The organism is Janthinobacterium sp. GMG2 (assembly GCF_033949445.1).
In the GTDB taxonomy this organism is placed as follows: Bacteria; Pseudomonadota; Gammaproteobacteria; order Burkholderiales; family Burkholderiaceae_D; genus Janthinobacterium; species Janthinobacterium aestuarii.
The window spans coordinates 983528-997457 of sequence record NZ_JAXAWA010000002.1; the positions used below are offsets into that span (position 1 = coordinate 983528).

Consider the following 13930-nt stretch of genomic DNA (forward strand, 5'->3'; position numbering starts at 1 on the left):
ACGAATCAATATACAGATACAATCGCCGCCATGAAAAACGACTTATCCGCCCTCGACGCGGCGCACCTGCTGGGCGTCAGCCTGCCCACCCTGTATTCCTACGTGAGCCGGGGATTACTGGCGTCCGTCAGCAATGGAGATTCGCGCCGCAAGCGCTATCCTCAGGAAGACGTGCTGCGCCTGGCGGCCCGCAAGAATGACGCCAAGCGCGGCGGTCAGACAGCCGTGGCCGCCATGCACTGGGGCTTGCCCGTGCTGGAGACGCAGATTTCCCACATTCTCGATGGACGGCTGTTGTACCGTGGCCGCGATGCGACGACATTGGCCGAGTCCGCGGCTCTGGAGGCGGCCGCCAGCCTGCTGTGGGACGATAACGCGTGCGACTATTTCCAGCAAGACGCTCCTGTCCTGCCGCAGGGGCTGGCCAGCGCGCCGGGTGCGACGCCGCTGACGCGCGCCATGCTGGCCATGGCCATGCTGTCGTCGCTGCCTGCGCCTGCGGACATGCTGCAGTCCGCCCCCGCCCTGATGCGCATCCTGGCCGCCGCCCTGCTGCAGACAGCGCCGTCCGCCTTGCCGCTGCACCGGCAGCTGGCGCAGGCGTGGAATGCCGACACGGACCAGACTGAATTGCTGCGCGCCGCCCTCGTACTGCTGGCCGACCATGAATTGAATGCGTCGACCTTTGCCGTGCGCTGCGTCGCCTCGACGGGTGCCAGTTTGCCCGCCGCGCTGGGCGCCGGGCTGGCGGCCTTGTCCGGAGACAGGCACGGCGGCGGCAGCGCGGCGGCCAGGTGCATGTTGATGCAGGCGCTGGCCGCGCCGGACGCCAAGGACGCCATCGGCGCCTTTTACAAGACCATCGCGCCGGAATTCGCTGGCTTTGGCCACCCGCTGTATCCGCAAGGCGACCCGCGTGCCGCGTATCTGCTGGATCGCCTGTCGGCGCTGTCGCACAAGTCCCCCCAGCTGGGCGCCATCCTGCCCGTCTGCGCCACGGCGGGTGAGCTGCTCGATGCGCGTCCGAATGCCGACCTGGCGCTGGCGGCCATGGAGCTGGCGTTCGGCTGGCCCGAGGGCGCAGCATTGAGCGTGTTTGCGCTGGCGCGCTCGGCTGGCTGGATCGCGCATGCCAACGAGCAAGCCACCAGCGCGGCCTTGATACGGCCACGCGCACGCTATATCGGGCGCCACCAGCGCGACTGACAATAGACGCTTGATTTATTACGCATACGTAGTAGTATACTTCGCATGCGTATCAATACCTCCCCTACCTCAGACACCCCCGATGCCGTAGCCTGCCCGCTGGGCGAGCGTTCGCCGCGGCTGTTCAATCTGCTCAACCTGGCGCGCCAGAATCTGTTTCGTTCGGCCGATGCCGTCTTCACCAGCGAACTGGGTTTTTCCGGCACGCAAGTGGTCGCCCTGTTTGCCCTGAAGGGCGAGGAAGGCTGCCAATTGAAGGACCTAGGGCGGGCACTGCAGCTGAAAAACTCGGCCGTCACGGGGCTGGTGGCGCGCATGGAAGAAAACGGCCTGATCGTGCGCGGCCAGTCGGCGCTCGATGCGCGCGCCGGCACCTTGCACATGTCGCCCAGGGGCGGCGAAGTGCTGGCCGCCGCCCTGCCCCTGCTCGACAGCCTGAATGAACAACTGAAGCAAGGTTTCAGCGAGGAAGAACTGGCCGTCGTCGCCCGCTTCCTGCTGCACGCCTCGCGCCTGCGTTTTGCGCAGGACGTCTGACCCATCCCCACATCACCACCACAGGAGTTACCCATGCACCCGAACGACATGACCGGCTTGCAACTGATGCAAGCTTTCGCGCAAGGCCTGTTTCCCCGGCCCGGCATTTCCAAGACCATGCCCATGGATGCGCATACTGTCGAGCATGGCCGTGTCATTTTCACGGCGACGGCAAATGAAACGCACACCAATCCCATGGGCGGCGTGCACGGCGGTTTCGCGGCCACCGTGCTCGACACCGTCACGGGTTGCGCCACTCACACGGTCTTGCCGGCCGGCGAAAGCTACGGCACGACGGACCTGAACATCAAGATGTGCCGCCCCCTGCCCTTCAACGTGACGGTCTACGCCGAAGGCAAAGTCATCAATGCGGGACGCAACCTGGTCATTTCCGAAGGCACGATCCGCGACGAGGCCGGCAAAGTGTACGCGCACGCGACGGCCACCTGCATGATCATCCGCCCCCGGGAACAAGCGGCCGCATGATACGGCCCGGTACCATCGAGGAAGCCTGGCACGTGCTGCAGGCGATACCCGAGTTCGACCAGCGGCGCAGCCTGGCGCAGTTGCAGGAGCGGCTGCCCGCAGATGCGCTGATGCTGATCGCGGAAGCGGACGGCCAGCCCGTCGGCTTCAAGCTGGGCTATGCCGCAGAGGATGGCTCCCTGTATAGCTGGCTCGGCGGCGTGCTGCCCGCGCATCGCAAGACGGGCCTGGCGCAGCGCCTGCTGGAAGTCCAGGAAACCTGGGCCAGCGCACACGGTTTTGCGGCGGTCACGGTGAAATCGATGAACCGCTATCCCGCCATGCTGCGCTTGCTGATCCGCAATGGATACCAGATCAGGCTGGTGGAGCACTTTGGCGACACGGCCAGGGAGCGCATTCATTTCATCAAGCCGCTGCCTTGAGTGCCTCACAAAGCTGTATCCATATCTCTTACTTGCCAAAGAAGTAACACTGCCATACACTCAACCATGCTGTGTCCCTGAATCGACAGCATGAGATGTTATATCGCAGGCGCGTTAGCTCGTCGTTTTGTAATGTAGAACACGTTGGGTCTAAAAAAATGAAACTACCCGTTCAGCTTGAAAAACTGCATCAAGTCGCTGATGCCGCCGCAATTCAGTTTGAAACTTCCGCCGATATGGTCTTCGAGCCTTGTGGCCTTATCCTGGAAACGCCTCAAATGGAACAGCAATACTGGTGCACCCCTGCTAACGTCGTTACCTTTGCAAGCACAGGCGGGGACGGTGTCCATTACAGTTATCTCAAAGACTTTGTATCCGCTAACGGAACTTTACCGATCGTAATGACTCTGCCAAGCGCGGACGAAAACAACGTAGTGATCGCCGAGTCCTTTGAGGAATTCTTTAATTTGGGCTACTACGTCGGCTGGTACTCCCTGGAGCAGTTGGTATATCAAGAGGAAGAAGCAATCGGTTACTTTACAGAACCCGACGAAGAACACCATGACGATGCGGAGTCTCGTCTCGAATACATGCGAGAAGCTTTGCAGATGCGTCCTGTTCCGCCGCAGATGGCGCGGCTCGCCAAGCTCCGCGAGCAATATTTCGATCTTCTGCTGATCGCGGAGTTGCCGGAGTAAGCGCAGCCAGTCATTCAGCCGGACGCGTTGGCGCGCACCCTCAGCCCGCCGCCTTCTTCTTCCCCCTCAACAAACTCCCGGCCGCATTTTCCTCGAAGCGGCCCGCCTCTTCTATATAGCCATGCACGGTGCCGTCGTGGCGCCAGCCGCCCTGGCGCTTGATGGCCTGGAAATCGGCGCCGGCCCGGTGCGCGCTGGTGGCCATGCCGCGGCGCAGGCTGTGGCTCGATAGTTCCGGCACGTAGTCGAGCGCCGCCAGCCTGGCGCAAGCTTCCAAGATCGTATTGATGCTGCTCGCGTGCAGTCCCTTCGCGCCCACGTGTCCCCACTGGTTCACCGTGCGCAAGAGCGGCCCCGTGCGGATGTGCGCCGCGGCCAGCCACGTGCGCAAGGCCGTGGCCGGGCAGCAGACGCCGTCGCCGAACGGAATCGCCTTGACGATGCCCTCCCCCAGTTGGTCCGTTTTCGAGCGGGGCAAGGTGATCACCATGCCCTGCGGCTCCCAGCGCACGTCTTCCACGGTCAATCCCACCAGTTCGCTGCGGCGGAAACCGCCAAAAAATCCCAGCTGCAGCAAGGCGCTGTCGCGCAAGGCCTTGTTGGTGCCCAGCGCGGCCAGCTTGGCGACGATCGCTTCCAGATCCTCCAGCGGCAGGGCCTTGGCCTTCTTTTTTGGCTTGCCGTGCAGGCGGGCGATGCCGGCCAGGGTTTTGCGCACGGTGGGCGTGGACGCGGGGTCGGCAAAGCCCTGGTACACATGCCATTGCGACAGGGCCGTCAGGCGCAGGGCCAGGGTACGGGCGTTCAGGCTGTCCGCATGGGCCATCAGGTAGCGGATGACGGTGGACTCGTCGGCGGGCAGCGCCCCGCCCCAAGTCTGGAAGTGGCGGATGGCGGAACGGTAGGTGCGGCGCGTGTTATCGGACGTGGCGGCGGCGAGAAACGCCTGGTGGCGCGCGGCCAGCTCGGCATCGATCAGGGCGCCGTGTAATGGGGCAGGAGCGATAGAGGTGCTTTTGGACGCGGCAATACGTCGTTTCGAGAGGGGCAAATCGGGCATGGCGGCGGCGAAATCGCGGTTTTGTACTGGGAGATACGCAGAATAGCATGCAAAGCACCCCCGTAACACGCGATAATCGATCTTATCATGACTTATATTTTTCAAAAATCACGAAAATTTATATCGTAATATTATCCGATATTACGTATCATGTAATACGTTACTAAATTTCGCTCATAGGTGGTTTTATGGCCCGCACCGGCATTTTGTACTCTGATGTTATGAAAGCAGCCCAAATCGTCGCTGCCGATGGGCGTAATCCCACGGTCGACAGCGTGCGCGAAGCGCTGGGCAGCACGGGCAGCAAGAGCACCATCGCGCCCTTGTTGAAACGCTGGAAAGAGGAGTTCCAGGGCGCGGGCGCCGTGAAAACGGAAGCGGGCTTGCCGGCCGAACTGATGGAAGCGATGCGCGGCGTCTATGAGAAGCAGCAGCGCGACGTGGCGCAGCAGCTGGAAACGGGCATGCAACAGAACCGCGCGGAGCTCGACGCGGCGCTGGAAAAGCTGAAGAAGACGGAAACGGAGCGGTTGAAACTGACGGAGGCGCGCGCCGCCCTCACCCAGGAATTGCGCGCCACCCAGCACGCGCTGGCACAGCTGAAGGAAGAGCACCATTTTCGCGCCGTCACCCTGGCCACCCTGCACAGCGACAACGCCGGCCTGACGCAGCGCCTGGCCGACCGGGGTGAGGAAATCGCGGCCCTGAACCGCCAGCTGGCGCAAGTGCGCTCGCAGTTCGACCATTACCAGGAAGCGGCGGCCGCGCAGCGCAACGAGGAACGGGCCCAGGCGCAGCAACGGGAGAGCCGCCTGGAGCAGGAGAACGCCCAACTGCAGCAGCGTCTGCAAGGCCAGCAAGCGACCTTGGTGCAGCAAGACATGCGGCTGGCACAGCTGCAGGCCGAGCATACGCGCCTGGCTGATGAAGCGTCCGCCGACCGCGCAGCGCTTGCTACCGTGCGTCCCGAGCGCGACCAGTTCGAATTCCAGTACTTGCAGGCGGCCGCGTCGGCCGACGCCCTGCTGGCCAAGCTCGATACAGCCTTGCTGGCGCTGAGCGACGCCAAGGTGGCGCTGGCCGCGCAAGACCGGCAGCTCGACATGCTGGCGGAAAATGCGCAAGCGTCGCAACTGAAGGCGGAAAGCCTGGCGCAGGAGCGCGATGGCTTGCTGCGCGAGAATGCCGGCATGGCGGCGCGGCTGGCCCTGTTTTCGGATAGCAAGGAGAAACGCGATGTTTGAACCTGTCTATTTGGCTGCCTTGCCCGCCTCGCTGAATCTGACGCTTTACTGCCGGTAGCGCACCCGTATCCACGCGCCGATGGCGTCCACGCCGCTGTCCGCCGCATCTTCGACCCAGCCCGCGCGCGCATAAAAGCGCCGCGCGCCCGTATTGCTCAGCTGCGTTTTCAGGCTCAGGCGGGGACCGAAGCATGCCACGACGGCCGCCAGCAGTTGCCCGCCGATGCCCGAGCCGCTGTGCGCCGGGTGCACATACAGGTGGTGCAGGAAATAGTCGGGGGCATCGCCCGTGTACACGGCGGCAAAACCGGTGACGATGCCGCCGCGTTCGGCAACAAGGATGGCTTCGCCCTGCGTCGCCGCCGTGAAAGTAGCGCTGCCGGCGACAGGGCCGAAGGCGTCGCGCCCTGCCAGGGCCAGGATGGCGGTGCAGGACTGCGCGTCCGCGCTGGAGAAAGGACGAATCAGGCACATGGCTGGCGCGCTATCCATTCCTTACAGGCGGCGATTCAGCACGCTGTCGATATCGTGGGTTTTCAGTTCCACCTGGACTGTGCCGTCCCGCAACCAGTAGCCGTCACCTCCCTGCCGCAGTGCCGCCAGATCGAGCGTGCCCAGGGGTGGCGGGAAGGTGCTGGCGAGCAAGGCCGCCACGTCGTCCCATTCCCCATAAAACAGTTTCAGATACCAGCCGTCGTCGTGGGCAAAGGCGAGAAAGCGGCCCTGCAGGGCGGGCAGCGGCGCCAATGCGGCACGGTGATCGAGCATCTCAGCCACGGCAGCATCCTTGGACGCGGGTGGCTTGCCCTGCCAATCGGCCCAGGCATGGCTGCCCCACGCGTGCATGTCTTCGAGCGCCAGGGCCGGCAGTTGTTGCGGCGCCAAGATATGAAAGGCGGCAGGCTTTTTGATTGTGCCGGCGCTGCCCTTGCGCAGCACGATGCCGTCCGCTTCGCCGAGGGCAGCAATACAATCCTTGAATTCGATGCCGGAAGCGACGAGCATGCGCTCGGCCGGGTCGTGCCAGATATACAGATAATGTCTCAAGTAGAAGTCCGTTTTGGTTTTGGCGCCGTATTTGCGGCCACGGCGGCGCGTATCAGCGCCTTGAACGCCGCGGCATCGAGATGCTCGCCTTCGTGGATATCGATGGCCCGGCGCGTGTTGCCGTCCAGGCTGGCATTGAACAGGCCGGCCGGATCGGGCAAGGCGGCGCCCTTGGCGAAGGTGAGTTTTACGGCCGATTTGTAGGTTTCGCCCGTGCAGATCATGCCCGCGTGCGACCAGACGGGCACGCCGCGCCATTTGACTTCTTCGACCACCTCCGGGTCCGCTTGGCGGATCAGCGTCCGCACATTGGCCAGGATTTTGCCGCGCCAGTCCGTCAGCGAGGCGATCTTCGCGCCGATTTGGCTGGCGGCGGGCTCGGCGTTTTCGGCGCCATTATCGGGCGCCGTGCCCGGTACTGTTTTTTTCATGGCTGACATTTCCTTCCCTGCCCGCTTGCCTTACTGCGCAGGATCGGCCATGCAGCTGGCAAGCGAGGCAATCAATTGTGCGCGCAGCGCCTGGTATTGCGCATCCGTCGCAAAGTCGCGCGGATCGGCCGGCTGGTTCAGTATGTAGGCGGTGGCGACCGTGCCGCTGGCGGCGTGCAGCAGTGTATACAAACTGATGATGCCTTGCGCTTGCGCGATACTGGCGTTATTCAATCCTAGCACTTCCACGCCATCGCGCGCGTCCGTTTCCAGCGGCAGTTGCTGCGGCAGCTTGCCCCTGGCGGCCATTTCCCGCATCTGCGCCACGATGGTCTCGCGGTCGGCCGCGAACTGGCCTTCGGCGCTGCGTTCGATCTTCAGATTCACGAAAGGCAAGCTGCTCTTGCGGAACAGCATCAGCCGATAGCCATCGGCCGTCGATATCTGCCTATCCCCCGCCGCCATCTTGACGATGCGCGTGGTCGCACCGGCTGGCAGCCGGTCCTGCGTCCTGAACTGGAACTGGCTGCGGTTGATGCATTGCGCCAAGGGCGCCAAAGGATCGGCCGTGCGGTCTTGCGCGTGGACGCCCAGTGTCGCAAGCAATACGGGAATGGCAAGCAAATGGCGGTGGTTCATGAGAGGCGTCAGTCATCGAGTCAAGGTGCGGCGAGCATAACCGTCTATATTGCCAGAAGGCAAATGTTTAGTTGCCATCCTCTAAATACCCATGGGATAGCTTCTTAATATGAACTTCACCTGGCCCACGTAGCATTCATGTTGGCAAGGCTCTCATTGTGCAGCGCCTGCCCTTTACCGGCAGAACCATGAATGACATCGCGTTAACCCTGCGCCACGGCGCCGCCGTGCCGCACCCGGCCAGCGGCCACCGCCTGAAAGCGGCGCTGGGCGCCCTCTTCTTTCCCCGCCAGCGCTCGCGCTGGCACGCTTTCCTGGGCAGCATGCCGGGCCTGCACTCGCTGGCGCAGCTGCATCCTTGCCTGCGCTTCAAGATTTACCGTCCTTACGCCTCGCGCCTGCTCGGTTGCGCGGATCGCCTGGCCTTGCTGGAAGGACATTACCGTTTCCTGTGGCAAGCGGGCGCGCGCGCCCTGGTCGAACGGGCCGCGCACGCGCCCGTGGTGCTGGCCGCATTCCAAGGCAAGGACGGGGCGCTGTACCGCTTGCAGCTGACGGCCATCCACGACAGCTACCGCGAAGGCGAACTGTGCCTGCGCCTGACGCGCGACGGCCAGCCCCTGTACCTGGCCAGCTTTTTGTTCGTGCCGCGGGCCGATGGCGTCTCGCTGCAGCTGGGCGCGCTGCAAGGCTTGCGCTCGGAAGCGGGCAAGCTGGCCGTCAAGGAAGCCACGCGGGCGCTGCATGGTTGCCGTCCGAAAAACCTGATGGTGACGGCCTTGCGTGATTTCGGCGACTTTTTTGCCTGCAATAACCTGTTCTTGATCAGCAATGACAACCGCATCGCCCTGAATGCGCGGCGCCGGCGCCATATCGCCGCCGACTACGACCTGGCGTGGCAAGAGTTGCACGCCTTGCGTATGCGCGACGGCAATTATCACTTGCCCTGCGCGCCCTACCGTGCGCCAGACCTGGCCGGTGTGCCATCGAAAAAGCGCGCCGATGCGCGGCGGCGCGGCGAATTGCTGCAAGACATGGCCGACGGCATGCGCGCGCAGCTGGCGGATTTTCTGGAAGCGCCGGCGGCTGACAATTGAGCAGGCACAAGCATTGCCAAGCCGATAAGCATGTCATAAAACTCAGGCAACCTTCATGTTGGCGCCGTATCCTTCACTTGACATGCCAGATACCCTATCGAGGCGCTGGCGTGCATCCGGCCCACCCAGGACAAGGTTCCCATGACACCCGCATTTACTTTTCTCCCCCTTTGCCTGCTCGGCAGCGCCGCACTGGCCGCCCCCGTGCTGGACGACGCCGTGCGCCAACGCGCCGAGGAACTCACGCGCACGGGCATGCACGCGAGCATCGTCATCGCCATCATCGACGGCAAGGACAGCGCTGTGTACGGCTTTGGCAGCGTACACGCCGGCAAGAACATCAAGCCGGGCGCCGATACCGTCTACCAGATCGGTTCCGTCACCAAGACCATGACGGGCTTGCTGCTGGCCGACGCCGTCGTCCAAAACAAGGTCAAACTCGATGAGCCGGTGGCGGCATTATTGCCCGGCTATACGGTGCCTGCGTTCGAGGGCAAGACGATCAGCCTGCTCGACCTGGCCACGCACTACTCCTCGCTGCCGCGCCTGCCCGACAACTTCGCGCCCAAGGACCCGGCCAATCCGTATGCCGACTACACGGAAGCCAAACAGCGGCAGTTTCTCGCCGCCTATCATCTGCCGTATGCGCCGGGCACGAAACTTGAATACTCCAATATCGGCTACGCCGTGCTGGGCACGGCCCTGGCGGCACAGGCCGGTACCAGCTTTGAAGCGCTGCTGCAAAAGCGCATCGCCGTTCCGCTGGGCATGCGTTCCACCTCGAACAAACCCACGCACGGCATGCTGGCGCGCCTGGCGCCCGGCCATTTGCTGTCGGGAGAACCGACACCCGCATGGAATATGAACGTGGTGGCGCCGGCCGGCGGCGTGTATTCGAGCGCGCGCGACATGATTTCCTACTTGCAAGCGTATATGTTCAAGCCGCTGCGCCCGTACGCGCTGGCGATCCAGCCGCAGCGTCCGCTAGCGCCCGACAGCGGCTCGAAAATCGGCCTGGCCTGGCTGCTGGAACAGCAACAGGGGCAAACCTACGCCTGGCACAACGGCCAGACGGGCGGCTACGCCAGCTATGCGGCGTTCACGACGGACGGCAAGCGGGGCGTGATAGTGCTGACCAACACGGTGCGCGAGGTCGATGCGCTGGGCTTGTCCGCCCTGCTGCCCGGCACACCGTTGCCGCCGCTGAAAAAGCCGCAGGCCGCCATCGAGCTGCCGCGCACAGCACTGGCCGAGTACGTGGGCGAGTATCCGCTGGGCGCGGAATTCACGTTGACGGTGACCTTGGGCAAGAACGGCCTGGAAGCGGCCGGCACGGGCGTTGGGTCAGCCCCCTTGTTTGCCAGCGCCAAGGACCAGTTTTTCTTCCGCGCCATCGAGGCGGAACTGGCATTTACACGCGATGCGGCGGGCAAGATCGCCGGCGCCGTGCTCAAGCAAGGTAGACAGGACGTCGTCTTGCCGCGCAAGCCGTAAAAATCAAGCTGCCGGGTCCTGCATGAATTGCTCGACCCGGGCGACAAACGCCGCCTTGCTGCGCGTGCGAAACTCGCCGAGGAAGGCGTCGCTGCCCTGGACGATCTTGCCATGGCGGTCGTATGCCACCTTGCCCATCTCCAGCACGAATTCGCCCTGCGGATCGTCCTCCGGTTCAAAATGCGAATTGAAGCAGTAGCCGGAGTCGCGGCAGCTGCCCCACAGCAACAATGCGCTGCTGAACCATTCCATCGTATCAGGGCCCGGGTCGACTTCGAACAGGGTGTTGACGGTGATGTGCCAGCCACCGGGGACGCGCAGCGGCTGCAAGGGATAGGGAAAGCGTGGCTGTTTCATGTGGACGACGGCGCGCGGCGCGCCCGGTAAAAAGTGAGGAATTCCGCGGCCGGCAACGCTTTCGCAAACAGCCAGCCCTGGCCGAATTCTACCTTGCGTTCCAACAAATAATCGGCTTGCTGCTGCGTTTCGATGCCTTCGGCCACGATCAGCATGTTCAAGGTGCGGGCCATGGCGATGATGTGCGGCGTGACGCTGCTGGTGGCGGCGTCCGTGCCGATCGTGTCGACGAAGGATTTATCGATTTTCAAGGCGTCGAGTGGCAGATTTTGCAGGCTCGACAGGCTGGAATAACCGGTGCCGAAGTCGTCGATGGCCACGGCATGGCCCCGTGCCCTGGCCTTTTCGATGGTGGCGCGGGCCGCTTCCACGTTGATGAAGCCCCGTTCCGTTGCTTCCAGCCAGATCTGCTGCGCCTCGATGCCCGTGCCGGCCAGCGCGCGTTCCAGCACGTCGAGCACCCGGCCCGTTTCGATGTCGCTGGCGCACAGGTTGATGGCGATGTGCAGCTCGCGGTCAGCCAGCAGCGCGGCGCGCATGTCGGCGATCACGCAAGCGATGACCTGGTCCGTGATGGGCAGTATCAGTTCGGCCTCTTCGGCCACGGGGATGAACAGGTCGGGCCGTATCATGCTGCCGTCGGGACGGCGCCAGCGTATCAGCGCCTCGGCGCCCACGCACACGCCCGTATCGAGCGCGATGATCGGCTGATAGTGGACAAAGAATTCACGCCGCTCGACGGCCGTTTCCAGTTCGCCGCGCAGCGACAGCCGGCGGCGCGACAGCCACACGACGATGCCGACGATGAAGGCGGCCATCAGCAGGCCCAGCGGCAAGAGCAGCAGCTGTTCGCGGCGCAGCCTCTCGCTGAGCTTGCTGCGCGGCTCGATCATGACGGCCGTCAAGCCATCGCGGTACAGCATCGCATGGATGCTGTCCTCGCGCGCCAGCGTGTCCGCCGTCCCATTGCCCGTCTCTCCCTTGCCGGCGAGCAGGGTCTTGACCAGTGCCGGGTCCGGATGGTGCAAGGTGTCGAGCACGCCACCCTTGCCGATGGCCACGGCCATCTGGATGTCGTTGTCGACGATGACGTCGGAAAAGCGCACGGGATCGATCAGCACCTTATAGGCGCGGTAGGACAAGCCCACCATGCGCTTGCCGCCGCTGACGACGGGGCGCAGGTTGAAATCGAGGCCCATGCCATTGTCGAGGGTAAAGTCGGCGGGCGTGACGGCGATGCGCGCTTCCTCCATGCCGTTCGACGTGCATTTGAGCAAGCCGTTTTCCACATAGCCGATATCGTCGATGCTGCGCGTGGTGATGGTGATGCGGCGCAATTGCTGGACATGCGCTTCCGAACACGGCGCCAGGTCCAGCGCATCGGCGCTGCGCAAGGCCATGCTGGCCGAAGCGATCGAACGGTGGGCGCGCTCGAGCGCATAGCCGGCCAGCAGGCGCAGGCGTTCCTGCTCGCCCTGCTCGGCGCGCACGGACGACAAGTAGAAGGCCAGGCTCAGGGGGGCGGCCACGCCGATGACTGCCACCAGCACGCTGGTAATAATGATCCGTTTTCTGCGCATGTGATTACCTGCGGTAGTTATATGATTGCTATGTATTGCTCGATGGCATCATATTACAAGTGCAGGCCGCGCACGCGGATATTGTTGAACAGTTACATCTTTTCCAGCGGTCGCGCCAGCACGAACACGAGCGCCGCCACCACGGCCGCCAGTCCGCCAGCCAGGTACAGCACGCTGGCAAAACCGTCGATGAAGGCGTGGCGCGCCGCTTCCTGCGCCACGGCCTGCATCGCGGGCGGTAGCTGGCCGAAAGCGTCGGCCGCGTTGCCGGCGACGATACGGCCGATCATTTCAGGCGAGGCCTTCAAGCCGTGCAGCCACGCCAGCTTGTCGAACGAAGCGGCCGTGCGCATGGCCAGCACGGCGCCCAGCGCACCGACGGCCAGCACGATGCCGACAAAGCGCGTCGTCGTGCTGATGCCCGAGCCCATGCCCGTGCGTTCTCTGGGGATGCAGGCAAGGATGGCTTTTTGCGTGGTGCCGTTGAGTAATCCCGCTCCCGCGCCCGTGACGATCATGCCCGCCGCCACCCATCCGTACTGCAGGCTGGCGGCGGCCATCGCCGTGGCCACGTTGCCCACAGCGACGATCAGCAAGCCCGTCACTAAGATGCCGCGGTCGTCCAGATGGCGCATGGCGCGCGGCGCCAGACGGGACAGCACCACCATGGCGACGGCAAACGGCAGCATGGCGCAGCCGGCCAGCACGGCGGAAAAGCCGAAGGCGTTCTGCAAGTACAGCGGCAGGAAGGTCATCATCACTTGCGCGGCGATCGCATAGCCGAACATGCCCAGCACGGCGCCGACGAACACGCGGCGGCCAAACAGCGACAGATCGACCATGGGCGCGCGCTGGCGCCGTTCCACCAGCACGAACACGGCCAGCAGGGCCGCACCAGCCACAAAACGCAGGACGGTGGCGTGGCTGGACCAGCCCGCCACGCTGGCGTCGATCAAGCCCCAGATGATGGCGAACAGGCCAGCGGAGAATAATGCCGCGCCAAGCGGGTCGAAACTGGCGTTGGACGCATCTTTCGATTCGTCCACGTGCTTGCCTACCAGCCACATCAACATGGCGACGACGGGCAGGTTCAGGTAGAAAATCCAGCGCCAGTTGATGGCGCTTGTGATCAGGCCGCCCAGCAAGGGTGCCACCGTCATGGCCACGCCCATGGCCGCGCCCCACACGGACCAGGCGCGCGCCCGCTCCTTTTCCGCATGGAAGGTGTGGCCGATGACGGCCAAGGCGGAGGTCAGCAGCAGCGCCGCGCCCAGGCCCTTGACGGCGCGCGCCACGTTGAGCACGAACGGCGTCCACGCCAGGCCGCACAGCAAGGAGGCCAGCGCGAACACGGCCAAGCCAAACAGCATCACCGTGCGCCGCCCCAGGCGGTCGGCGATGCTGCCGGCGGGCAGCAAAAATGAGGCGAACGCCAGCATGTAGGCGCTGACCACCCATTCCACGTCGACGAAGCTGGCGTTGAGCGAACGGGCGATCGACGGCAGGGAGACGGCCACGACGTTGGTGTCGAGCATGATCAGCGCACACACCCCCGAGCACGTATATAAGGTCCAGTTGGTATTTTTCATGTCCCGATTGTAAGCACGCTTGTATTATTTCCTGTTATAAGAC

At 63.7% G+C, this 13930-nt stretch carries 16 protein-coding genes; 8 read left to right on the forward strand and 8 right to left on the reverse strand.

Going from position 1 to position 13930, the window contains the following annotated elements; translation table 11 throughout:
• The first annotated feature begins 30 nt into the window (after positions 1 to 30).
• The 5 genes from SKZ59_RS10535 to SKZ59_RS10555 all read left to right on the forward strand — a co-directional run bounded on the left by SKZ59_RS10535 (position 31) and on the right by SKZ59_RS10555 (position 3349).
• The gene (locus SKZ59_RS10535; RefSeq protein WP_319991672.1) at positions 31 to 1206 is read left to right on the forward strand and encodes a citrate synthase; all 1176 of its coding nucleotides are present in this window, start codon (positions 31 to 33) and stop codon (positions 1204 to 1206) included.
• 45 nt (positions 1207 to 1251) lie between these two features.
• Positions 1252 to 1743, forward strand: coding sequence for a MarR family winged helix-turn-helix transcriptional regulator (locus SKZ59_RS10540; protein WP_081368033.1), 492 nt, complete (start codon positions 1252 to 1254; stop codon positions 1741 to 1743).
• Positions 1744 to 1776: 33 nt separating this feature from the next.
• Positions 1777 to 2229 (forward strand): PaaI family thioesterase, encoded by a 453-nt coding sequence (locus SKZ59_RS10545; RefSeq protein WP_034748275.1) that lies wholly within the window; start codon positions 1777 to 1779, stop codon positions 2227 to 2229.
• Positions 2226 to 2651 carry a GNAT family N-acetyltransferase gene (locus SKZ59_RS10550; protein ID WP_219329082.1) on the forward strand — a complete coding sequence of 142 codons (426 nt, stop codon included), beginning with the start codon at positions 2226 to 2228 and terminating at the stop codon, positions 2649 to 2651. Before SKZ59_RS10545 ends, SKZ59_RS10550 begins: the two co-directional genes overlap by 4 nt.
• A 158-nt stretch (positions 2652 to 2809) precedes the next feature.
• Entirely contained in the window at positions 2810 to 3349 is a 540-nt protein-coding gene (locus SKZ59_RS10555) for a hypothetical protein (RefSeq protein WP_319991673.1), read from the forward strand.
• Between the two features lie 40 nt (positions 3350 to 3389).
• Here SKZ59_RS10555 and SKZ59_RS10560 read toward each other — a convergent pair whose 3' ends face one another.
• The gene (locus tag SKZ59_RS10560; RefSeq protein ID WP_319991674.1) at positions 3390 to 4409 is read right to left on the reverse strand and encodes a tyrosine-type recombinase/integrase; all 1020 of its coding nucleotides are present in this window, start codon (positions 4407 to 4409) and stop codon (positions 3390 to 3392) included.
• Positions 4410 to 4630: 221 nt separating this feature from the next.
• Here SKZ59_RS10560 and SKZ59_RS10565 point away from each other — a divergent pair, with 221 nt between their 5' ends.
• Positions 4631 to 5653, forward strand: a complete 1023-nt coding sequence (locus tag SKZ59_RS10565) for a DNA-binding protein (RefSeq protein ID WP_319991675.1) — start codon at positions 4631 to 4633, stop codon at positions 5651 to 5653.
• Positions 5654 to 5698: 45 nt separating this feature from the next.
• Here the strand turns inward: SKZ59_RS10565 and SKZ59_RS10570 are convergent, their stop codons facing one another.
• Genes SKZ59_RS10570 through SKZ59_RS10585 form a run of 4 tightly spaced genes read right to left on the reverse strand, consistent with a single transcriptional unit; the run spans position 5699 to position 7770 of the window.
• Complete coding sequence (locus tag SKZ59_RS10570; RefSeq protein WP_319991676.1) at positions 5699 to 6127, reverse strand: GNAT family N-acetyltransferase; 429 nt, start codon at positions 6125 to 6127, stop codon at positions 5699 to 5701.
• Between the two features lie 21 nt (positions 6128 to 6148).
• Complete coding sequence (locus tag SKZ59_RS10575) at positions 6149 to 6700, reverse strand: hypothetical protein (RefSeq protein WP_319991677.1); 552 nt, start codon at positions 6698 to 6700, stop codon at positions 6149 to 6151.
• Entirely contained in the window at positions 6697 to 7131 is a 435-nt protein-coding gene (locus SKZ59_RS10580) for a DUF1801 domain-containing protein (RefSeq protein WP_319991678.1), read from the reverse strand. Before SKZ59_RS10580 ends, SKZ59_RS10575 begins: the two co-directional genes overlap by 4 nt.
• A 30-nt stretch (positions 7132 to 7161) precedes the next feature.
• Positions 7162 to 7770, reverse strand: coding sequence for a hypothetical protein (locus tag SKZ59_RS10585; RefSeq protein WP_070301712.1), 609 nt, complete (start codon positions 7768 to 7770; stop codon positions 7162 to 7164).
• Between the two features lie 188 nt (positions 7771 to 7958).
• Here SKZ59_RS10585 and SKZ59_RS10590 point away from each other — a divergent pair, with 188 nt between their 5' ends.
• Both SKZ59_RS10590 and SKZ59_RS10595 read left to right on the forward strand, forming a co-directional pair.
• Entirely contained in the window at positions 7959 to 8867 is a 909-nt protein-coding gene (locus tag SKZ59_RS10590; protein WP_319991679.1) for a VirK/YbjX family protein, read from the forward strand.
• Between the two features lie 141 nt (positions 8868 to 9008).
• Complete coding sequence (locus SKZ59_RS10595) at positions 9009 to 10361, forward strand: serine hydrolase (protein WP_319991680.1); 1353 nt, start codon at positions 9009 to 9011, stop codon at positions 10359 to 10361.
• Positions 10362 to 10364: 3 nt separating this feature from the next.
• Here SKZ59_RS10595 and SKZ59_RS10600 read toward each other — a convergent pair whose 3' ends face one another.
• The 3 genes from SKZ59_RS10600 to SKZ59_RS10610 form a co-directional block, all read right to left on the reverse strand.
• Positions 10365 to 10718 carry a hypothetical protein gene (locus tag SKZ59_RS10600; protein WP_319991681.1) on the reverse strand — a complete coding sequence of 118 codons (354 nt, stop codon included), beginning with the start codon at positions 10716 to 10718 and terminating at the stop codon, positions 10365 to 10367.
• A complete protein-coding gene (locus SKZ59_RS10605; RefSeq protein ID WP_319991682.1) occupies positions 10715 to 12298 on the reverse strand; it encodes an EAL domain-containing protein in 1584 nt (527 codons plus the stop codon). Before SKZ59_RS10605 ends, SKZ59_RS10600 begins: the two co-directional genes overlap by 4 nt.
• A gap of 92 nt (positions 12299 to 12390) precedes the next feature.
• Positions 12391 to 13887, reverse strand: coding sequence for an MFS transporter (locus tag SKZ59_RS10610; RefSeq protein WP_413774541.1), 1497 nt, complete (start codon positions 13885 to 13887; stop codon positions 12391 to 12393).
• Positions 13888 to 13930 lie beyond the last annotated feature (43 nt).

Excerpts from the sequence above, each read along its gene's own strand:
- SKZ59_RS10535 (WP_319991672.1), top strand. The coding sequence starts at position 31 with ATGAAAAACGACTTATCCGCCCTCGACGCGGCGCACCTGCTGGGCGTC.
- SKZ59_RS10540 (WP_081368033.1), top strand. The coding sequence starts at position 1,252 with ATGCGTATCAATACCTCCCCTACCTCAGACACCCCCGATGCCGTAGCC.
- SKZ59_RS10545 (WP_034748275.1), top strand. The coding sequence starts at position 1,777 with ATGCACCCGAACGACATGACCGGCTTGCAACTGATGCAAGCTTTCGCG.
- SKZ59_RS10550 (WP_219329082.1), top strand. The coding sequence starts at position 2,226 with ATGATACGGCCCGGTACCATCGAGGAAGCCTGGCACGTGCTGCAGGCG.
- SKZ59_RS10555 (WP_319991673.1), top strand. The coding sequence starts at position 2,810 with ATGAAACTACCCGTTCAGCTTGAAAAACTGCATCAAGTCGCTGATGCC.
- SKZ59_RS10560 (WP_319991674.1), bottom strand. The coding sequence starts at position 4,409 with ATGCCCGATTTGCCCCTCTCGAAACGACGTATTGCCGCGTCCAAAAGC.
- SKZ59_RS10565 (WP_319991675.1), top strand. The coding sequence starts at position 4,631 with ATGAAAGCAGCCCAAATCGTCGCTGCCGATGGGCGTAATCCCACGGTC.
- SKZ59_RS10570 (WP_319991676.1), bottom strand. The coding sequence starts at position 6,127 with ATGTGCCTGATTCGTCCTTTCTCCAGCGCGGACGCGCAGTCCTGCACC.
- SKZ59_RS10580 (WP_319991678.1), bottom strand. The coding sequence starts at position 7,131 with ATGAAAAAAACAGTACCGGGCACGGCGCCCGATAATGGCGCCGAAAAC.
- SKZ59_RS10585 (WP_070301712.1), bottom strand. The coding sequence starts at position 7,770 with ATGAACCACCGCCATTTGCTTGCCATTCCCGTATTGCTTGCGACACTG.
- SKZ59_RS10590 (WP_319991679.1), top strand. The coding sequence starts at position 7,959 with ATGAATGACATCGCGTTAACCCTGCGCCACGGCGCCGCCGTGCCGCAC.
- SKZ59_RS10595 (WP_319991680.1), top strand. The coding sequence starts at position 9,009 with ATGACACCCGCATTTACTTTTCTCCCCCTTTGCCTGCTCGGCAGCGCC.
- SKZ59_RS10600 (WP_319991681.1), bottom strand. The coding sequence starts at position 10,718 with ATGAAACAGCCACGCTTTCCCTATCCCTTGCAGCCGCTGCGCGTCCCC.
- SKZ59_RS10605 (WP_319991682.1), bottom strand. The coding sequence starts at position 12,298 with ATGCGCAGAAAACGGATCATTATTACCAGCGTGCTGGTGGCAGTCATC.
- SKZ59_RS10610 (WP_413774541.1), bottom strand. The coding sequence starts at position 13,887 with ATGAAAAATACCAACTGGACCTTATATACGTGCTCGGGGGTGTGTGCG.